Here is a 19,248-nt window from a genome sequence, read left to right on the forward strand (position 1 = left end):
GAATTCTCTTTCTGTTCAAGCCGACTGCTCAATCCGGTCGGGGCTTAGCGAAGTTAATTTTCTCAACCACCGAACTTAAAATCAGTCGCCCAGAAATTCAAGGTGCCGATTCCGCCGAGATTCGCCACGCGGTGAGTCGATTCCCCGCTGACACCCACAGAAAAGGGCCTTTCTCGGTAACCCGAGCAGCTAAACCGCTTATCGAATCGCCGTAATCGAAACGATCGATAAGTTCACCCTGAGCACTGAGAAATTGCAAAGAACCATCGGGCCCAGCCACGACGAGACTGTCTTTCAGGTCGGGCAGATCAATTCTTTGAATAGGCGGAATGGATCCCTGATATTCGCCCGCCGGCAAATCATAGCTCCACGCAACTTTGCCGTTGCGATCAAAAGCCACAACGGCATATCGACCAGCCTTGACTGAGCTGATGCCACATCGTGTTTGTTGCTCGTCGTGGGTGAACGGCTCGAGCGAAATTAAGTTATGCCCGACGATCACGATCTCGCGATTCAACTTGCCATCGGCAGTGATTTCGGTGACGGTCCCTCGAGTGCTGGTACACCACAGCGAACTATCTTTGCCCGATTCAATGGCGGGCCCTTCCGCAACTTGCAGCACGTGATCCAAATGGCGATTGACCCACACTCGTTGTCCTTCGAGTGATCCTTCCTGAACGCCTAACCCGCCCCAATAACCTACAAAAAGGTTGGGCTTCCCAGCCGATTTCAAATCGAACAACCGCGCATCACCAATCCCCGAAAGTTGCTCATCAGGAAAGGAAAACACGAGTTGCCAATTCTTGTCGTAGAGAAATACTTGTTGCCAACCGACGCCGCTCACCAGAAACCAGTTCTTCCCGTCGGCATCGGTAGCTGCTCGGACAAATCCTGCAGATTGCTCGGAATGCTGGGGGAGTTTGATGCCTCCAATTAACTTGCCCGTGTGGTCGTAGCGAACCACTGCCTCACCACCATCGACAACCAATATTTCTTGGCTGTCTCCCGTGAGAACCACCACGTAGCCCGGCTTACTCAGATTCGCAAGTTTCGATTTCCAAACTTCTTCGAGAACGAGCTTCTCCGGCAACTTGCGTGGTGAAATCTCCGCGACGGCGGGTTTCTCGTCAACGAGCGAACGTTCCAGCGTGGCGGCTTCCAAAATCGCCATGTGTTCGTCGATTTCACGCGTATGCTCATCTCTAGCTGCTTGGACCAAATCTTCGCCCGCTTGGATCTGGCGAACTTTTTTCACCAAGTCATCGGCGTTCTCCAACATGCCGGTATGCATGTCCTGCAACTGGCCGTCGGCACTTACCAGCATCAAGGTGGGGGTCGCTTTGACTTCTAAGTTGTAATAGGCGTTCTTTTCCAAATCCCGCAGAACGGGAATGGTGCCGCCCCAGGACTCGAAGGTCTTGGCTACGGTTTCGGTCGGCAATCCTTTGGGATCTGTGCTCACCGCGTAGAACACAACGCCTTCGTCATCTTTCAACGCTTGAAATGCCTTTTCCAGTTGCGGTGTGTGTTGTTTGCACGGTGCGCAATCCGTTCCCCAGAACTCCAATACGCCGATCTTGCCTTTCAGCGATGCAGGAGTGACTTTATTTCCCGAGAGATCTTCAAAGGCAAATTCCTTGACCGGCTTGCCGAGATTCGGCGAAGGCCCTTCTGCGGCCGGAGGAACAAATCGTCGCACGAGCCGACCGCCCTCGGGAATGGTGATCGTTACGACCTCGTCATCAAACTGCGGATTGAGCGTGATATCAGTAAAGTCGAGATCAACCGAGAAACTGGAAAACTGCCCCGTGGGATCCAAACTTTCGCGTTGTTGATCGATGGGTACTTCCATCCGCCGCAGAATGTATTTGTCTTTATCAATCCATAACACACGCTGGCCTTCAGGTTCCGTGAGTGCGATTCGAAAGCACGCCACACCCTCGATTTTTTCCTCCGGCAACATCTTGAGTGCTGTGCTGCGCGGAAATAAAGGCTTCTCCGCATCACGCGCGAGCAACATCATTAGTTGTGGAAAAAGATTCTCAATTCCTACCTGCAAAATCGCTTGGCGCAGTTCCGGTTCGGGAATGAGATTTTCGGCGGTTGTTTCCCGAGGGGCGATCGCTTCGTGAATTTGTTCCGGCAATTCGTTCGCCACCGACCGCACACGCTTGCCATCCGAAGCGATGCGATACTTCGTGCGTCCCTGACTGCTGGGGATCGCGTCTTCGTAGGAAATCGCATAGCGGTTCGGCCGACCAAATACCAATGAAAGATGCGTGAAAGGCATCTCGGTGACGCTGCCCCGCGAGCGGCTCACACCCCGTTCCACGAGAATCGCATTGTCGGAGTAAGAATCGAGCGCGGCGTAAGTGTCACGCAATTTGGCAAGAATATCTTCAGGCGAAATCTTGTCCGCTTTCGATTCTTTCACTCGCGGTGGGAGCTTTGAATCGCTGCAAGCGGACAACAGAAGTGTCGCTGCCGCCGCGACAACCCAGGTCCCCAGAAAAAAACGACTTTTCGAGCAATTGGTCATCTAGAAAAACTCACGGCGAAATACGTTGATCGACAGCCCCGCTGAAATTGACGTGCGTTCGACCCGACGACACCCCTTGACCAAGAGGCCACTCACTGCGCCAATGGTTGAAGTTTATCAACATATCACACGACTACGCGGCGGCCTAGAGAGCCGTGCTCTACGAATCTATGAAGCTTACTTACGGCAACGGGACAATCTGTGATTTATCAACCACGAATGTCGTGACGATTCGCGCCAACGACATGGCAGCGATCCCCGATGACGACATCCCCGCACGAGTGGAACAAGCCTTTGCCAATCCGCTTGATTACCCTGAACTCGCCAGTGCGACGGTCCCGGGAGATACCGTGGCCATCGCTCTCGCCTACGGCACGCCTCACGTGTTGCGAGTCGTCGATGGAATCATCACAGCGTTAACGCACGCCGGCGTGGAAAAGTCGGCCATCACGATTTTGCTTTCGCCAGAGTTCGCCGCAGATGGTGTCGTCCAACATTTGTTGCGTGAACAGGTGGGAGAAGACCTCCCGATCATTCTTCATATTGTCGATCAAGAGGAACAACTGGCCCTGCTGGGCGTCACTGCGGCTGGCCTGCCCTTACGGCTCAACCGTGTGCTGTGCGATGCTGATCTGGTGATCCCTGTTGGTGTCACCACAGGGGGCGAACGCGACTATTCGGGCACTGGAATGTTCCCCACGTTTTCCGATCAAGAAACAATCGGCCGTTTTCATTCCCCCAGCTCGCAAGAATCGAAGTCGAGTCGTCAGAAGCTTCAGGAAGAAGTTCATCAATGCGATTGGTTGCTTGGAATTGGTCTGGCATTGCAGGTCGTGCCTGGTCCCCAAGGAAAAGTTGCCGCGTTCTGCTGCGGTACGCCGACTGCCGTCGCCGAGGCAGCGCGGGGCGCTTATCGCGATGTGTGGTCGACTGAAGTGGATCGCAAGGCGGAGTTGGTTGTCGCGACGATCGTCGGCAACGATTCTCAGCAAACTTGGCAGAACTTGAGCCGCGCGCTTACGGCGGCTGATGAACTTTTGATTCCGGGTGGCGCGATCGCTATCTGTTCGGATATCGCAGCGCGGCCCGGGCCCTCCGCCAAACGGTTGCGTAACGCGCAAGATTTGGCTGATGTCGAACGCAAGCTGCTCAAAGATGCCTTCGCCGACAGTCAGGCCTCGTTGTTGTTATGTCGCGTGCTGCAACGCGGCACGATTTACCTCAAAAGCCAACTCGACAGCCGCCTTGTCGAAAGCCTGGGTTTCGCCCCCATCGCTTCGGACAAAGAACTCGCCCACCTGATCGGCAGCTATCCTCAGTGTGTTGTTTTGGAACAAGCTCAGCACTTAGAACCAAATTTGACCGCTTGATCCATTCAACAAGATTGAATTTCCATGCCTTCGAATCCTGCTTGGCAAGACGATTACACAACGCTCACGACCTCGGGTGGGTCGATACGGCTGGAGAATTGGTCGCAAGTTCAACTCACGGGTCAGGATCGCTACAAGTTTCTACACAACATGTGTACGAACGACATCCTTCGCCTAGTGCCCGGCCAATCTCGTGAAGCGTTTTGCACCGACGTCAAAGGCAAGATTCTGGACCACGTGACCGTGATCGCCGAAAAGGATCCCGAACGGTTACTCTTACTCACGGTTCCCGGCCAAGCCGAGAAACTGATCAAGCATCTCGACCGCTATATCATTCGTGAAGATGTGCAACTCGCCGACGTAACAAATGAAGCGACTTGGAGCTATCAGATTGGCTCCACGAGCGGCGCTGGAGTTTCCTGTGATTGGCTCTGGCCGGGAGGTTCGCTTTCGCGCACAGCCAACGAATCATCGTTGGTCATTGACGTCGATTCCCCAATATTCACGGCACTTCGTGTGGAATCAGGTTTTCCACTGTTTGACGTTGATTTCGACGAGTCGCACCTGCCCCAGGAAATCAATCGCGATGCCCAGGCCATCAGCTTCAACAAGGGCTGCTATCTGGGTCAGGAAACTGTGGCTCGCATCGACGCTTTGGGACATGTCAACAAGAAACTCGGTGTCGTCAAATTCGACGGTACAGATGTTCCTGCGATTGGGGCAACGCTACGCAGTGGCGATCAAGAAGTTGGCAAAATCACAACCAGCAGTTGGTCTCGGAAACTTCAGGCCCCTGGGGCACTCGCCATGGTAAAGCGCGGGGCCAACGAGATTGGCACATGCCTGCAATCTCAATTTGGCGAGGCAGTAATTGTTTCTCCCATTGCTCGCCAAGGCTAACCGACATTTGCGGCCTGCGCAATTTCAATCGTTCGCACCGAATCGAGCCAACTTTGCAATCGGGCGAGCCCCTCCCCTTCCACGGGAACTTGCCCCACGATTTCAAAATCGCGTTGCAGTAAAGTCTCACGCAAAGCAGTAAGCCGTCGCAACAGGTTGGCAACGAACTCTGTGGACTCAGCCGAGTCCATTGTGCGACTGTTCATCGCGACTTCCCGCTCTGTGCGTTCGGGCTGCCAGGTATGAAGTTCACCTGCGACGGCCTTGATAATCGCATTATCAACGAACGCTCGTCGCAATTCCCGAGAGCTATTGAACTGATACACCGGGTCCGCGTCGAAATAAAGGCTCAAAGCGTTGTCGCGAAAACCGGCAAACAATTCACAAGGCTCGTCCAGGATCTTGAGCTTCAACATCAGGCGGGGCACAAGAGCCTTGGCATCGCGCAACAAATCTTCGCGATCTTGTGCTTGGCGTGCCATGAACGCTACCGGCCGCTCTTATCGCTGCCACGGCGTTGCTGATAGCGACGGCTGGCCCGCTTGAGAAAGGCCCGTTCTTCTTCCGACAAGTTATCGAAACTCGTCTCGTGCAACCGGGCGAGAATGTCGTCGACACGCGCGTCTTCGTTGGCTTCCTGCTCGCGGCGTTTACGATCCAGGGCCTCTTGCTGCTTGTCTTGCAAGTGCTCGACCAAAACGGCTTCGCGGTCTTCTTCGACCCAATCCGTGGTGAGCCACTCTTCATCGTCGGAATCGAACTCGTCGATGGCGATGCCCACGTCAAACTGCTTAGACACCACCGTACCTCGCCCACCATACAACAGCAGCACGGCTACGAACGCCAGCGGATACCAACTTGGCATGATCAGCACTGTGGTATTCGCATAGGAGACCACCACCGCCGCCACGGCAAAGAACAAGGCCATCCCCAGGGCAATATGCGATGTGGCGGTATTGGCGGAACTTCGTCCCAGCACGGGCCACAACATGCCGCGCAGGATTTCCGCCCCGGCACAGGGATCGATTGGCAGCATGTCGATCAACAGCAGCAAGCCGTTGACGTAAACGAACAACTGGCCCAACAGTTTCCAAGAAATGAAGTGGCTCCCCAGATGCGGGAAGACATACTCCAAATCCGTAGGTCTGACAAAGAAGCGAAACATGTCGCCATTGCCACTCAAAGCCAAAGCACAGGCGGCGATCACTAAGAGCGCAAACGAGGCGATCGGCCCCGCCATAGCGGTGAGCAAATGGGCCGGTGGGTCGGCCGGCAGGTGAATCTTCGACAACCCACCGATAGGTCCTAAAACGATGGTGGCAGCCTGCCCACCAATCCGCAGTGCCGTCACCAATCGTGCCAGCTCATGCACAGCCACGCTGAAGAGCAACACGACGAGCGACCAGCCAACAACCCGTTCGTCAATCTGCTCGACGTTGCGGGTCAGGAAAAATGCACTCAGTGCCACGAGCGGAAACAAAATGTGCAGCCGCACTTCCGCTTCCCGCCAGCGGCCTATACACAGACTCCAAATTCCATGTGCAGAATTCATCGCATGGCCGCTTGTGGGTGGCACCAAACTCAACAACCCTAGCAGAAAACGGTTTCAGAGAATCCCCGCCAAGGCAATCCGATTGAGAATAGACTGCCGCACTCTCTTAGAGTTATCCTAACAACCCCAACGAAAATCGGCAAACCTGTCCGCCGTTACGGCAAAAACTCGCGGAAAAACGAACGTGGTTGCCGCATACTGAAACTGTCGCCAGGTCTGCTGTCACCGAAGCCCGGTTAAAGAATGCCATGAGTGATGAACCCAAACTGTTGTTCCAGGCCAGCCGCTTTCAAGTGCTCGAGCGAACGCAAACATTACAAGACGGTCAGCAAGTCTCGCGGCAAGTGATCGAGCATCCCGGCGCCGTGACAATTCTCCCGTTGCTCGAAGGAAACCGTATCTGCCTGATTCGCAACTATCGCGTTGCGGTAGGCAAGACACTTATCGAGCTTCCCGCGGGGACAATCGACAACAAAGAGCCCCCCGAACAGACCGCGATCCGTGAACTGCAAGAAGAGACCGGCTACACCGCCGAGCGTTGGACTCAGCTACCGGCCTTTTATATGTCGCCGGGCATCCTGCATGAACGCATGTACTTGTTCGTCGCCGAGGGACTCACCCCCGGCGCGACGGCCCGGGAAGCTGGCGAGGAGATCGATAACTTAATCGTTCCTTGGGACGAGGCCGTGCAAATGGCACTGCGCGGCGAAATCGAAGATGCCAAATCGCTGGTCGCCATCTTCCACTGGGAGTACCTGCGCGGCCGTTAGCCGGCAGCGTCCCGCTGCCGCGTTACTGCAAGTTTCTCAAAATCAGCCCCAAGATCGGCGCGATCGCCAAACACGCTCCAAACACGGCGATCCCCGTGGGAGGAACGACATTGCGGACGCGATAAACAACCGGCAATAGCACCAGCGAAATCGCGCCCAAACCACTGCCCGCCATCAGCAGCATCTCTTTCATCATCCGCAGCCCAGCGACGTCCGGATACTGGCGCGAGAAATAATAACCTCCCGCAATTGCTAGATTGCAAAACAACAGCGTGGTGATCGTCACCATCCAAGCGACCGTAATAGCATCGCTCGACTTCGATTCCAAGGGTGTAAGCTCTTGCGGACGCTTACGCTTTTTTGATTTGCTGGGCATAGAATTTTGCACGAATGATGTGGCGTTTCAACAACACTATTTAACCTTCTCGCGTTCGGATTGACTAGAACCAGGCACTGGCCGCTTTGAGCAAAAATTATTTCAGAGAAATTCTTTGCTTCTCCCAACTACGTAAGCTACTTTTCATTCGGCGGAACGTTGCAAAACAACGCTCGCCAACCTACTCCACTTGCGGTACCCACCTACCTTGCCGCAGACCGACTTTTCCAACGTCGTTTGACGCTATTCCTCGCCTTTGCCGCACGCTCACGCTGCGACGTTACCCTTATCAACGTCATGTCGACACCCGCGACTTTGGAATCGTTGCATTCGGCACTGCAACCTCTGGAAGTTCTCCAGAGCGAGCAGGTGGAACTCGGTTCGTGGATTCACGATTCGTTCTCCGCACTTGAAAAACTGCATGAGGAGCTCACGCAATGGCAAAGCGAACTTGCTCGCAAAGAGACCGAGCTGGACCTCCGCCAGGACGCGCTTGGTAAAAGCAAAACCGCGGAAAAAGGGCTGCAAAAACAAGCCATTCAGCTTGAGCAGCAACTGGCCGCCGCCAAAGAAGAACTTCAGCAACTCGAGGAGGAAAACAGTGAGCAGTTGCGAGAATTTGAAAACTTGGAAGCTCGTTACGGCGAGCTGGAAATTGATCGCCAGGTCGCCCAACAGCGAATCACCGAACTGGAGGCTGCTTTGGAAACCGAACGAGCACGGGCCTCCGCTGACAATGACACTTGGAAGGACGAATTCCGCGAAATGCGCGGCGACCTAGAAAAATATTATCAACTCCTCGCGGACCAGTTGGAAAAAGTTGCCGTCACCGTGGACCATTGTGCCCACGAATCGAACACACCCCTGTCGGCCGGCGCAGCTCACGCCAAGAGTGCTGAGCTGCGTCGGCGGGCTTTGTCCCGCCGCGAATCACGTAAAGACCCAGCCGACATTCAGGATTAATCTCTCTCGCCATGAACCATCGACCCCACGCACCACACGGGGGCCGTCCGCACGATTCCAACGGCGCGGATTCGCTCCCTCTCGATTCTCCCTCGCATTTTCTACATGCCGAGTCGGATGAAGTGCAATTGCTGCTCGAAGAATTGGACGACGTCGTCTTCCAAGCCATTCGCGGCGATGCCGATTCTTTAGAGCAAGCCCGCCAGCTCTGGCCGCAAGTGGTTCGCCAAATTGGCTGGGAGTTGGCCGAAGAATCCCGCGAGCAATACTTGCGCTATTCGACCGATCTCGCCCGACAATTCGAGCACGAAGAACTTCGCGATCCCCAACGAGCGCTCGCCGCCATCGAAATCATCGAGCTCCTGATGCGCGATTCCTAGCTGCTCGAGGCTTAGCGCGAAATCAATCACGACTTTGCCATCGCATCCAAAAACTCGCGAAACAAATAATGGCTATCGTGCGGCCCCGCCGAAGCTTCGGGATGATATTGCACGCTGAATGCGGCCACGTCCCGTCGGCGCACCCCTTCGATCGTCCCATCATTGAGACTGCGATGCGTCACTTCGAGATCCGCGGGGAGCGACTCTTCGTCCACGGCAAACCCATGGTTCTGTGAAGTGATTTCCACGACACCAGTTCCCAATTGCTGAACCGGTTGATTGGCCCCGCGATGGCCGAATTTCATCTTGAATGTCTTGGCACCGCTGGCCAGTGACAGCAACTGATGCCCTAAACAAATGCCGAAAACAGGCTGTTTGCCGAGCAAATCGCGGATCGTGCCGATCGCATATTCCAGCGGTTCCGGATCGCCCGGCCCATTGGAAAGAAACACGCCATCCGGCTTAAGCGCAAGCACGTCCTGAGCCGTCGCCGTCCCCGGCAAGATCGTGACACGGCAACCTTGATCAACCAAGTGCCTCGGGATGTTCCACTTCATGCCATAATCAAGCGCGACGACATGCGGAGCAGAATGCGAATTCGTTTCCCCCTTCCCCCTTCCACCATCCCCCTTTCCGGCAAGATGCGTCCATTCACTTACCGAATCATCCCATGCGGCTGCTTGTGTGGGGATCACCTCACGCACGAGATCACGCCCCACCAGCCCCAGGCTTGCTTTTGCCTTGGCCACCAGACTGGCGTCATCCATGTCGATGGTCGATAGCACGCCCCGCATGGCCCCCTGCGAACGAATCCGCCGCACGAGCGCGCGGGTATCAATCGATTCGATGGCCACCACGCCCCACTTCTTCAGAAACGCGCCGAGCGATGCTTCCGAGCGGAAGTTGCTTTCGATGCGGCTATGTTCCCTCACGACAAAGCCAGCCAGATGGGGCTTGCTGCTTTCGTAGTCGCTTTGATTGACCCCATAGTTGCCGATTTGGGGATAGGTCATCGTGACGATCTGACCACGATAGCTCGGATCGGTGAGAATCTCTTGATAACCGGTCATCGACGTGTTGAAGCAGACTTCGCCGTCGACTTCGCCAGCAGCGCCAATCGACGTGCCGGTGTAAACAGTGCCATCTTCGAGAGCCAGTTTTGCGGGTTGTATCATTTGCGCGGGGCGTCTGCACACGGTAGGAGGCCAAGAGAATGATTAAAACGATTTCGCCGTTAAGCTCGCCGCAAGGGAGCGACGATACGCAAAACAGGCTGTGGGTCTCCGGTTGTTTAACCATAACCGGTCAGCCTAAATTTCGAGGGTTCTTGCCCCGGCGAGCAAGGACCCTCATTTTTTGCGCGGACTTATTTTTAGCGCGGCTCCATTTTAGCGAATCGGAGCACTTCTCTATAGGGGCTGAAAATAGCCGCGATTCGACGAATCGCAGGGGCACCGGCGATCAGGTCTGATCGCGGCTCATGGGGATAACGCTACCGATGCTGCTTCCAGCCCCAATTCCGCACGACGGCCTGCCAGGCGAGCAAACTGGCAAGCACCACTGGTATCAACATGGCAAGCAAAGCTCCTGCAACGCTGCCGAGCAATGTGGGTTGTCCATTCGGGAAAATAAAAACCACCAACGATATCCAGCCAACTATGATCGCAGTAATGGTCAGAATTGCCGCATAGATCGGTTGGCGTACAAGTGCATAAAAAGCAAGTGCCAAGGAGTAGAGCAGTAAGTATAAAAGTAGCGCATAGCAACTCGCCAACAAGGTCTCGTCCGACCATCCCAGCTGCCGGTAGGAAAACACAATGAGTGGCAGAAAGGCCAGCAACTGAACGAGTATGCCCGTCAGATATTTGACCCAGAACCACAAACTCAAATCTATCGGGCGAGACCGCCAAAAATTCTCCACACCCCTCATGTAGTCTTCGTACAGCAATCCTATACCTGTTACGAGGACGACTAAAATCGAAACTGCTATCGTAAGACTGCCTAGGATATCGCCAAACCGATTGAGCCCTCCATCCATGTGATCTACCCAATAGATAAGTGGAGCGATGCTACAAATCCCAACGACCGCTAGGAGGGCCAGGGGTCCAATTTCGCGAACTTGTTTCCAAATGATCGCATCAATCCCTGAACGAAAAGGCTTTCTTGATACGGTGGAATAGGAAAACAATTCCCAACTCGTTCCAGCATGCTTGAGTCTTGCAGGAGCTTGCCCAAACCTCTTAAGGAACCAGATCAACAAAAGTATGTGAACAAATATTGCGCTGGCCGCCAGGGCAAGCCAGCTTAGACCGGCGTGTGTTGCCGAATCAACTACGAAAGAATTAACAATCCCGGGACCACCCGGTAAAGCAGCGATTGCTAAAAGTCCCAGCGGGACAAACTGTTGAGTTTCGTATCCAAGAGTCGCAGCATAATTGCCAAGGGCTCCCAAGCCCGCGAAGCCACACCAAGCACCCGCACCAATTAAGAATGAAATCGCTCCCGCACGAACTTCGTCAATTCTGTTGACGCCTCCGGCAATAGTCCAAACGAATACGCTCCAAGTACCTAAGATTCCCGCTATAGTCCGAGCCAAAAATAGGTTTCCCAGCCCCCACGGCGACTTAAAGTCAACAAAGTTTTGCCTAATAGCTAGTTGGACAGATTCTGGGTCTTGAAAAGAAATATATATCCACACGCAAGACATCAGCAGCAAGATGGGCAAAGCGATCACAATCATTGCGATCGACACTTTTGCCAAGGCAACCTTCCAGGGCGGGACCGGCCAAGCCTGCAGGAACCGCGCGGTTTGATGCGAGTTCTCACTGGCAGCGACAGACATCCCCACAAACATTCCCGCTAGCAGGGCGTACCCGAACGAAAATGCTGTTGTAATACCCAGTAGTGCCTCAGGTATGTCGACATCAGCCATGCCAAACAGCGCTGCAATGATGGCGAGCGGGGTTCCGATGCTAACGGCCGTCAGCGACGCCATCTTCCACCGCTGTTCGCGCCACTCTTTCCACAACAAGCTCAGCCAAATTGAGTTCATTTGACACTTCCTTTGGCTTCTGCCGTCATTCCCGCGCAGGCGGGAATCCAGTTCCTTGCCACAAAGCCTGGATTCCCTGGTCTCGTGGAAGTCGCCAGGGAATGACGGAACGGAGTCAAAAATATAATGGAGTTCATGCCATCACCTCCGCCCCGGCGACTCGTTGAGTCGTGGCTGAGTCAGACCTTTTCCCCGCGACGTAGGCTTCGAAAATTTCATCCAGGTTAAGATCGATCACCCGATGCTCGACACCTTCTTGCTCAAGTGCCGCGACGATCGCTTCCGCTTCTTCGACGACAAGGGCCAAATCTGGCCCATCAGGACGTTGGTCGAGGATTTTCGCCTGATGGGCCAGCATCCCCGCCGCCTCGCGACTAAGGGAAATTTGCTTCACGTCTCGCCGCAGATCCTCCGTCTCCGCATGCCGCACAATCACGCCATGATCGAGAATCGCCACCTCGTCGGCCACCGGCTCGACTTCGTACAGCAGGTGCGAACTGTAAAACACCGTGCGGCCTTCACCCTGCAGATGCGTAATCAGATCTCGATTGAATTGTTTGCGCATGATCGGATCGAGCCCCAACGCGGGATCGTCGAGAATCACCAACTCCGGCCGATGCGCGAGCGCCAGCACCAAACCAAGTCGCACATTCTGACCTTTGGAAAGATGCTTGATCCGCGTGGCAAGCGGCACTTCAAAATCCTTGGCATACCGCAAAGCAAGTTGATGGTCCCATGTCGGGTAGAACGGCGCCATGAATCGCAATATCTCTTCACAACGCATCCAGCCGTACATCGTTTGATCTTCAGCCAAATAACCGACCCGTCGTCGCACTTCCACAGGGTGCGTGGCAGGATCGAGATTCAAAACGCGAATCTCTCCCGAATCGCGTTTCAGAAGTCCCATCATCAGGCCGATGGCAGTTGTCTTGCCCTCGCCATTGCGACCTAAAAAGGCGAACGTCTTCCCCTTCTCGACTTGCAGTGTGGTGCCGCATAACACCTCTTTGCGACGGAAAGATTTACGCACGTCACGAAACTCGATGGCCAGTTCGCTCATTTCGTCACCTTAGTTCGAGCCTTGCTATCTGAAAGATGTCGTGCCAGCACTTCGTCGAGTGCCGCGGTGAGAAGTTCGTGGAGGTCGTCGGAATCCAACCCCAGCGCTACGCCCTGCCGCGCAAGTTGGCGCAACTCTTCAAGCAGCCGCTTGCGATGCGCGACAAGCGTCGATCCGCCGATGTCCTCGGCGACAAAAGTTCCCTGCCCATGCCGCATTTCGAGCAGGCCATCGCGTACCAAGCGTTCGTAGACGCGCAGGATCGTGTTTTGATTGACGGCCAATTCACGGGCCAATTCACGCACCGACGGCAAACGCTCGCCCGGCACAAGCTTGCCCGACGCACACAGAGTGGCGATCTGCTCGGCCACTTGCGAGGAGATAGGAACCGCCGAGCCCTTTTCGATGCGAATCAGCATAAGAAAAACCGCTGAGGACCGCCGTCACGTGAAAAATATCAGACAAACAACCCAAGTGACTACTGTTGTATAACACTGGTCTTAGTGTGTCAATATCCGTGGAGATGGCTTTTCCCGATTTTTTTCGATGAGCTGCTAAGTCATCGATCGTTACTGAAAATGCCGAGTCGGATTTGGTGGCCACGCTATATTGATGATCGCTTACGACAGCGACGGCTCAGTCGCCTGATAACATGAGGCTGCACAACTTGAACATTACGCTTAAAAAGATCGGCATCGTACTGTTTCCACGTTTCGAGACGCTGGACGTCTTCGGTCCCGTCGAAATGTGGGGCCACATGCCTGATTACGAAATCGCGATGGTTTCTGAGCATGGCGAGGCGGTGGTTTCGTCACAAGGAGTCGAGACGGTCGCCAAGTACTCCTTCGAAAACGCGCCGCAGTTTGAGATTCTGCTCGTTCCGGGCGGAATAGGAACACGCGTTGGAGTCAACAACTCCATCCTGCTTGAATTCATCCGCCAGCAAGACCAAGCAACGGAGTGGACCACTTCGGTATGCACGGGATCTGCCGTTCTAGCACGCACCGGGATTCTCGACGGGCGAAAGGCGACGACCAACAAACAGGCTTACGCATGGGCGACGAGTCAATCGAATGCCGTCATGTGGCAATGCCGGGCTCGCTGGGTCGTCGACGGAAAGTATGTCACGTCCTCGGGAGTTTCCGCTGGCACCGACATGGCCTTGGGGCTCATCGAACTCATCCAAGGCAAGCAAACCGCGGAGCAAATCGCGGTCTACGCGGAATACATTTGGAACAGCGATCCCCATAACGATCCGTTTGCGATTGAGGGAAAAGAGGCCCATAACCAAACTTGAACCTAAACGCTCACCGGCGCCGGCGGAGCATTCGTGAACGCCGTATCGGCATCCTTGAGGCAGGCTTTGATTTGCCGCACGGCTTGACGCAGTCGTTCCTCGTTTTCGACGAGCGACATCCGTAAATAGCCCTCACCCGCGGGACCAAACCCACTGCCGGGGCTGACCGCGACGTTCCCCTTTTCCAACAGCATCATGGCGAAATCCATGGTACTCATCCGCGACCGCCAGGGCTCGGGAATCTTTTGCCAGACGAACATGCCCGCCTTCGGTGGTTTCACTTCCCATCCCAACCGAGCCAGCGATTCACACAGCGCATTGCGGCGGCTTTGATAGATGAGCGATTGCTCCTCGACGGCCGCATCGGTGTGACGGAGCGCCAAAATCGCGGCGATCTGCACCGCTTGGAACATGCCGTAATCGTAGTAGCCTTTGATCGTGGCGAGTGCGGCGATCATCTCGGCATTGCCCGCACAGAAGCCGACCCGCCAGCCGGCCATGTTATAGCCCTTGCTCATCGTGGTGAACTCGACGCCGACTTCCGCCGCGCCGGGCGAAGCCAAAAAGCTGGGGGGCTTATAACCGTCGAATGCAACGTCGGCATACGCGAAATCGCTGATCACAGCGAAGTTGTATTTCTTCGCAAGCTTCACCACTTCGTCGAAGAACGATTGCTCAATGACCACACTCGAAGGATTGTGAGGATAGTTGAGGATCAGCAACTTCGGTCGGGGGTAAAGCGTCTCGCAGGTATAGGCAATGTCGGCAAGAAACTTTTCGCTGTCGGCCACTTCGAGCGCGATCACGTTCCCCGAAGCCAATGCCACGGAATAAACGTGAATGGGGAAAAACGGCGCCGGCACGATGGCTGTGTCGCCGGGCCCCATCATTGCCAGGCACATGTGGCTGAAGCCTTCTTTCGATCCCAAGCAAACGATGACTTCCTTGTCGGGATCGAGCCGCACGCCGTACTTCTTGTTGTACTTGGCGGCCACCTCGCGGCGAAGATTGACGATGCCGTTCGATTTGCTGTAGCCGTGGTTATCCGGATCGCGGGCGGCCTCGGCGAGCTTTTCGATCACCAAATCCTGCGGCGGGTCCGAAGGATTGCCCATGCCCAAATCAATCACGTCGTCGCCGTTGCGACGCTTGTTGTAGAGCATGGTGTTGATCCGCCCAAACAAATAGGGCGGCAACCGCTTCACGCGGTCGGCAACTTGCACGCGGAAAGGCTCGGAACCGGCATCTGTCGACATAGTTTGATCCTGGCAAAAACAGCGAAGTTTCCTACCAGACCAAATATATCGCATTCCGGTTCGCCACGAAACTCTTTTGGCCTACGGCTATCGAGTCATACTGCCAGCCGTGGGACGCACTGCCGGGTCCTGCAACATCGCGTCCTGCTTGTTCTTGGCCGTGCGCTCGGAAGGAGCCTGCGACGTGCCAGCCAAGTAATTGTCGATCCGCGAATTTTCGCGCATCTCTTCATACTTTTCGCTCATGGCCAAGCGCAGTTTCTTCTCATAGATATCGCGGCTCAGAATATCGCGAACTTCGTCTTCCTTGATATTCATGGGCTGGGTGCGACCTTCACAACGCAAAATCAGGAACTTATCGCCGACTTGGACAATCCCCGAAAGTTGTCCTTCTTGCAGCTTGAAAGCGGTCTCTTCCAATTGAGTCTGGCCGCCAAAGCGTTGGATGGGGGGCACTTCGCCGCGCAGGGCCTTGCTGGTCGGTTCGATGGAATACTCTTCGGCAAGATCGCCAAAGTATTCAATCGAAGGATTACGGCGAGCCTTATCCCAAACTTCCTGAGCCCGGCGCATCGTGGGCAACACAATCGCCCGGCAGCGAACCCGTTCGCCATAGTTAGCTTCAAAGCCTTTGCGAACGTCTTTCTCGGTGACTTGGACCGTCGAGGCGGTCAGCTTTTTCAGTGCTGCCGAAGGCCACACGGCATCTTGCAAGTACTGGTCTTTCTCGAGGCCCTGCTCTTCGGTAACGGTCTTAAACCACTTCGCTAGGTCCGCTTTGCCGTTGGCGTCGACAACGCCCGAGAGTTCTGCCGCATGGCAAACTTCCTCATTCAAATCGGCGTCGGTCACAGTCACGTTGTTTTTCTTAAGTTCCTGTTCAAGCAGCAGGCGCGAAATTTCCGCTTCCAACACGTCTTCGCCGTGTCGCAAGAGGCATTCGTCGCCCAACTCCTTCATCGTAACGCGATCGCCATTCACCGTGGCGACAACTCCCGGCATCGTCTGGCGAAGCTCGGGATTGTTGTAGACGTTCACCAACGTCGACGACGCTTGCAATTGAGCAAACAGCGAGTGCGAAGCTTCACGTAATTTCTCGTCAGCAATCTTTTCGACCAATGCGTTTTCAACGGTTGCCCGATCGACGGTTCGCGGCGGGTTGTGTGATTCACACTTGAGAATCACAAATTGACCGGCCACGGGAATGACGTTGGAAATTTGGCCCGGCTGCAAGGCAAAGGCTGCCTGTTCGATGCCGGGGTCGCCCAAATACCGACGAATCGGTTGGATCAAACCACCGACGCTCGCCGAGTTGATATCAATCGAATGTTCAATCGCTAAGCGCGGGAATAACTCGGGATTGGTTGCCAGTTGCTGCTGCAGCTTGTTGGCCAGTTCAGCATCACTAACGGCGATCAAACGAGCATTCACGCTCGCGCCGTAATCTCGCTCCATGGCTTGGTCGATTTCTTCTTGCGTCGGCTTCACTTCCTGAGCGGCCAACTTCCGCAGGGCCAAGGTTGGCCACACGATGTCGCGAGCGTACTCCTGCGGACTAATACCGCGTTCCTTCTCAAGCATCTCGAACCACTGCTCGCGAGAAAGTTGAAAACGCTTAGCCATGCGGTCAATTTCGGCGGAGATGTCTTCGTTGGTGATCGCGATGCCGCGTTTTTCGCAGTGATTAAGAATCAACCGCTTGTTCACCAAGCTTTCGAGCACGTCTTCGCCATGACGCTGCACGCAGGCATTTGTCAGATCGACGCGGCTAATGTCCTTGCCGTTGACGATGGCCATCACGTCGTGCTGCGGCGGCTCGGGGCGTGGCACGTTGCCGTCGGCTTGCGCCGACTGCGCGGTCTTTGTCGCCGCACTTGGCTCCGCGGCTTTGGCGGATTGCGTTCCGTCTGTCGTACGAAATTTCAAACAAGCGACCAAGATCACTGCCGCGGCAATGATCCAAGCGATTTGATTACGCCACAGCCAAACTTTCAAACGGGTCGTAAAGGGACGAACATCGGCATCCGTGCGGATCGTCTCCGAAATAGACATCGCGGTTTCTCCATAAACCGAAGGCAATAAAATTGGGTCAACGCGCGTCGGGTATACGCGTAGATAACGGGTGTTGCCGAGGAGTATGGCCTAACACACCAAATGCGACAAGAGAAATCGCTTGCTAGCTGCTAGCAAGCGATGAGTTGATAACTCAATGTTAGTCGATTCCGCAAACTGAAGTCGACATTTCGGATTTGTCTACCCGCCCATGACTTCTGTCTCTTTGGCTTTCGCCAGCGCGTTGGCCTGATCTTCGTAGTTCTTCGTGAGATCCTGAACTTCCTTCTTCAAAGATTCACAATCATCCTCGGTCATTGTCTTATCTTTTTGAGCCTGATCGGCGTGCTTGTTGCCGTCACGGCGGACGTTGCGAATCGCAATCTTGGCTTCTTCTGCAAGTTCCTTCGTGCGGTTCACCATCGTCTTGCGAACTTCGCCCGACAGGGCGGGGATGTTCAAGCGGATCACTTTGCCATCGTTCTGCGGCGTCAGGCCCAAATCGCTGGCAATGATCCCCTTTTCGATGTCCTTGATCGTCGAAGGATCGAACGGGCGAATGACAATTTGCTGCGGCTCGGGGGCGCTCACCGAGGCAATTTGTTTGATCGGCGTCTGCGAACCGTAGACGTCCACGCGCAAAGTATCGACCAAACCAGGATTCGCGCGGCCGGTGCGAATGCCGTTCAAATCTTCCTTGAGCTTGGTAATGGCCTTTTCCATCCGCTCTTCGGTATCGAGAAGTATTTCGTCGTTCGTCATTTCGAATAAGGGGTTAGGGGTCAGGGTCTAGGAGTAAGCGATAAGTGAGATCAAGTCGTAACGGCTTCTTTGCGACTGGAAACGGATGTTCCAATCTTTTCGCCGCGGACTGCGCGTTCGATGTTGCCGTCGTGGCGGTAGTTGAACACCAGAATCGGCAGATCGTGCTCCATGCACTGGGCGATCGCCGTGGGGTCCATCACGCGCAAGTTTTGATCGCGAACTTGCTGGAACGTCAAATGCCGGAACAACACCGCGTGAGGATTCTTTTCGGGGTCTTCGCTGTAAACCCCTTCCACGCGCGTGGCCTTCATCAAGATGTCGGCTTCGACCTCGAGGGCCTTCTGCGCCGCCGCGGTGTCGGTCGTTACGAAGGGAGCTCCCGTGCCACCCGCCACAATCACGATGCGGCCTTTTTCCAAATGACGCTTCGCGCGGCGACGGATATAGGGCTCAGCCACGCCATCCATTTTGACGGCGCTCATTAGGCGAGTTTGACAGCCGAGCGATTCCAGTGCGTCTTGCAAAGCGAGGCCGTTGATCACAGTCGCCAACATGCCCATGTAATGGGCGGTCGCTTCCTGGATGCTGGAGTTGCCCGCCGTGAATTGGGCCCCTCGCAAAATATTACCACCGCCAATGACGATGGCAATTTGCACCCCCTGCTGCATCGCGCGGTAGGTTTGCGCGGCAATGTGCACCACCTCTTCCATGCTGATGCCACGCTCGCCCTGGGGAGCAAAGCTCTCGCCCGAAAGCTTCAGAACGATGCGACGATAAGGGCCACCCGAGGAATTTGTTGATTCCGACATCAGTTCACCAATCGGCTGAAAATAAGTGTTCGTTTGGGAGATTTTCTAGCAAACAGGCCCCTGTGACTAGGAGTGTTTCGCCACAAAAAATTGAGCCCTGAAAATCA

General features: G+C 54.9%; 18 protein-coding genes. 6 read left to right on the forward strand and 12 right to left on the reverse strand.

Going from position 1 to position 19,248, the window contains the following annotated elements; genetic code table 11:
- Nucleotides 1-97: 97 nt before the first annotated feature.
- A complete protein-coding gene (locus SH678x_RS17630; protein ID WP_496919767.1) occupies nt 98-2,539 on the reverse strand; it encodes a redoxin domain-containing protein in 2,442 nt (813 codons plus the stop codon).
- Nucleotides 2,540-2,709: 170 nt separating this feature from the next.
- Between SH678x_RS17630 and SH678x_RS17635 the strand changes: the two genes are divergently transcribed.
- Complete coding sequence (locus tag SH678x_RS17635; protein WP_496919768.1) at nt 2,710-3,909, forward strand: lactate racemase domain-containing protein; 1,200 nt, start codon at nt 2,710-2,712, stop codon at nt 3,907-3,909.
- Nucleotides 3,910-3,933: 24 nt separating this feature from the next.
- Nucleotides 3,934-4,809, forward strand: coding sequence for a CAF17-like 4Fe-4S cluster assembly/insertion protein YgfZ (gene ygfZ, locus SH678x_RS17640; RefSeq protein WP_496919769.1), 876 nt, complete (start codon nt 3,934-3,936; stop codon nt 4,807-4,809).
- On the opposite strand, the gene SH678x_RS17645 is transcribed toward ygfZ, so the two are convergent.
- Together SH678x_RS17645 and SH678x_RS17650 are read right to left on the reverse strand one after the other, a co-directional pair.
- Nucleotides 4,806-5,291, reverse strand: coding sequence for a hypothetical protein (locus SH678x_RS17645; protein WP_496919770.1), 486 nt, complete (start codon nt 5,289-5,291; stop codon nt 4,806-4,808). The two genes, ygfZ and SH678x_RS17645, sit on opposite strands and share 4 nt — an antisense overlap.
- Nucleotides 5,292-5,296: 5 nt before the next feature.
- On the reverse strand, nt 5,297-6,361 hold the full coding sequence (locus SH678x_RS17650; RefSeq protein ID WP_496919771.1) for a zinc metalloprotease: 1,065 nt from the start codon (nt 6,359-6,361) through the stop codon (nt 5,297-5,299).
- A 248-nt stretch (nt 6,362-6,609) separates the two neighbouring features.
- On the opposite strand from SH678x_RS17650, the gene SH678x_RS17655 reads away from it, so the two are divergent.
- Nucleotides 6,610-7,131, forward strand: a complete 522-nt coding sequence (locus SH678x_RS17655) for an NUDIX hydrolase (RefSeq protein WP_496919772.1) — start codon at nt 6,610-6,612, stop codon at nt 7,129-7,131.
- A 22-nt stretch (nt 7,132-7,153) separates the two neighbouring features.
- Here the strand turns inward: SH678x_RS17655 and SH678x_RS17660 are convergent, their stop codons facing one another.
- A complete protein-coding gene (locus SH678x_RS17660) occupies nt 7,154-7,507 on the reverse strand; it encodes a hypothetical protein (RefSeq protein ID WP_496919773.1) in 354 nt (117 codons plus the stop codon).
- A gap of 159 nt (nt 7,508-7,666) precedes the next feature.
- On the opposite strand from SH678x_RS17660, the gene SH678x_RS17665 reads away from it, so the two are divergent.
- Both SH678x_RS17665 and SH678x_RS17670 read left to right on the forward strand, forming a co-directional pair.
- Nucleotides 7,667-8,470 (forward strand): coiled-coil domain-containing protein, encoded by an 804-nt coding sequence (locus SH678x_RS17665; RefSeq protein WP_496919774.1) that lies wholly within the window; start codon nt 7,667-7,669, stop codon nt 8,468-8,470.
- 11 nt (nt 8,471-8,481) lie between these two features.
- A complete protein-coding gene (locus tag SH678x_RS17670; RefSeq protein WP_496919775.1) occupies nt 8,482-8,850 on the forward strand; it encodes a hypothetical protein in 369 nt (122 codons plus the stop codon).
- A gap of 26 nt (nt 8,851-8,876) precedes the next feature.
- Here SH678x_RS17670 and carA read toward each other — a convergent pair whose 3' ends face one another.
- The 4 genes from carA to SH678x_RS17690 form a co-directional block, all read right to left on the reverse strand.
- Entirely contained in the window at nt 8,877-10,025 is a 1,149-nt protein-coding gene (gene carA / locus SH678x_RS17675) for a glutamine-hydrolyzing carbamoyl-phosphate synthase small subunit (protein ID WP_496919776.1), read from the reverse strand.
- Nucleotides 10,026-10,342: 317 nt separating this feature from the next.
- Nucleotides 10,343-11,611 carry a hypothetical protein gene (locus SH678x_RS17680; RefSeq protein ID WP_496919777.1) on the reverse strand — a complete coding sequence of 423 codons (1,269 nt, stop codon included), beginning with the start codon at nt 11,609-11,611 and terminating at the stop codon, nt 10,343-10,345.
- A 424-nt stretch (nt 11,612-12,035) separates the two neighbouring features.
- A complete protein-coding gene (locus SH678x_RS17685; RefSeq protein WP_496919778.1) occupies nt 12,036-12,962 on the reverse strand; it encodes an ABC transporter ATP-binding protein in 927 nt (308 codons plus the stop codon).
- Complete coding sequence (locus SH678x_RS17690; protein WP_496919779.1) at nt 12,959-13,381, reverse strand: GntR family transcriptional regulator; 423 nt, start codon at nt 13,379-13,381, stop codon at nt 12,959-12,961. The genes SH678x_RS17685 and SH678x_RS17690 overlap by 4 nt, the downstream gene beginning before the upstream one ends.
- A 233-nt stretch (nt 13,382-13,614) precedes the next feature.
- Between SH678x_RS17690 and SH678x_RS17695 the strand changes: the two genes are divergently transcribed.
- On the forward strand, nt 13,615-14,259 hold the full coding sequence (locus SH678x_RS17695) for a DJ-1/PfpI family protein (RefSeq protein WP_496919780.1): 645 nt from the start codon (nt 13,615-13,617) through the stop codon (nt 14,257-14,259).
- A 2-nt stretch (nt 14,260-14,261) separates the two neighbouring features.
- On the opposite strand, the gene SH678x_RS17700 is transcribed toward SH678x_RS17695, so the two are convergent.
- From SH678x_RS17700 to pyrH, 4 genes are all read right to left on the reverse strand, one after another.
- A complete protein-coding gene (locus SH678x_RS17700) occupies nt 14,262-15,515 on the reverse strand; it encodes an aminotransferase class I/II-fold pyridoxal phosphate-dependent enzyme (protein ID WP_496919781.1) in 1,254 nt (417 codons plus the stop codon).
- Between the two features lie 87 nt (nt 15,516-15,602).
- Nucleotides 15,603-17,567: a peptidylprolyl isomerase gene (locus SH678x_RS17705; protein WP_496919782.1), complete on the reverse strand. Its 1,965-nt coding sequence runs from the start codon at nt 17,565-17,567 to the stop codon at nt 15,603-15,605.
- A gap of 201 nt (nt 17,568-17,768) precedes the next feature.
- Nucleotides 17,769-18,329 (reverse strand): ribosome recycling factor, encoded by a 561-nt coding sequence (frr, locus tag SH678x_RS17710; RefSeq protein WP_496919783.1) that lies wholly within the window; start codon nt 18,327-18,329, stop codon nt 17,769-17,771.
- A 50-nt stretch (nt 18,330-18,379) separates the two neighbouring features.
- A complete protein-coding gene (pyrH, locus tag SH678x_RS17715; protein ID WP_496919784.1) occupies nt 18,380-19,141 on the reverse strand; it encodes a UMP kinase in 762 nt (253 codons plus the stop codon).
- Between the last annotated feature and the right edge of the window lie 107 nt (nt 19,142-19,248).

Source organism: Bythopirellula superficialaquae, from assembly GCF_059632245.1.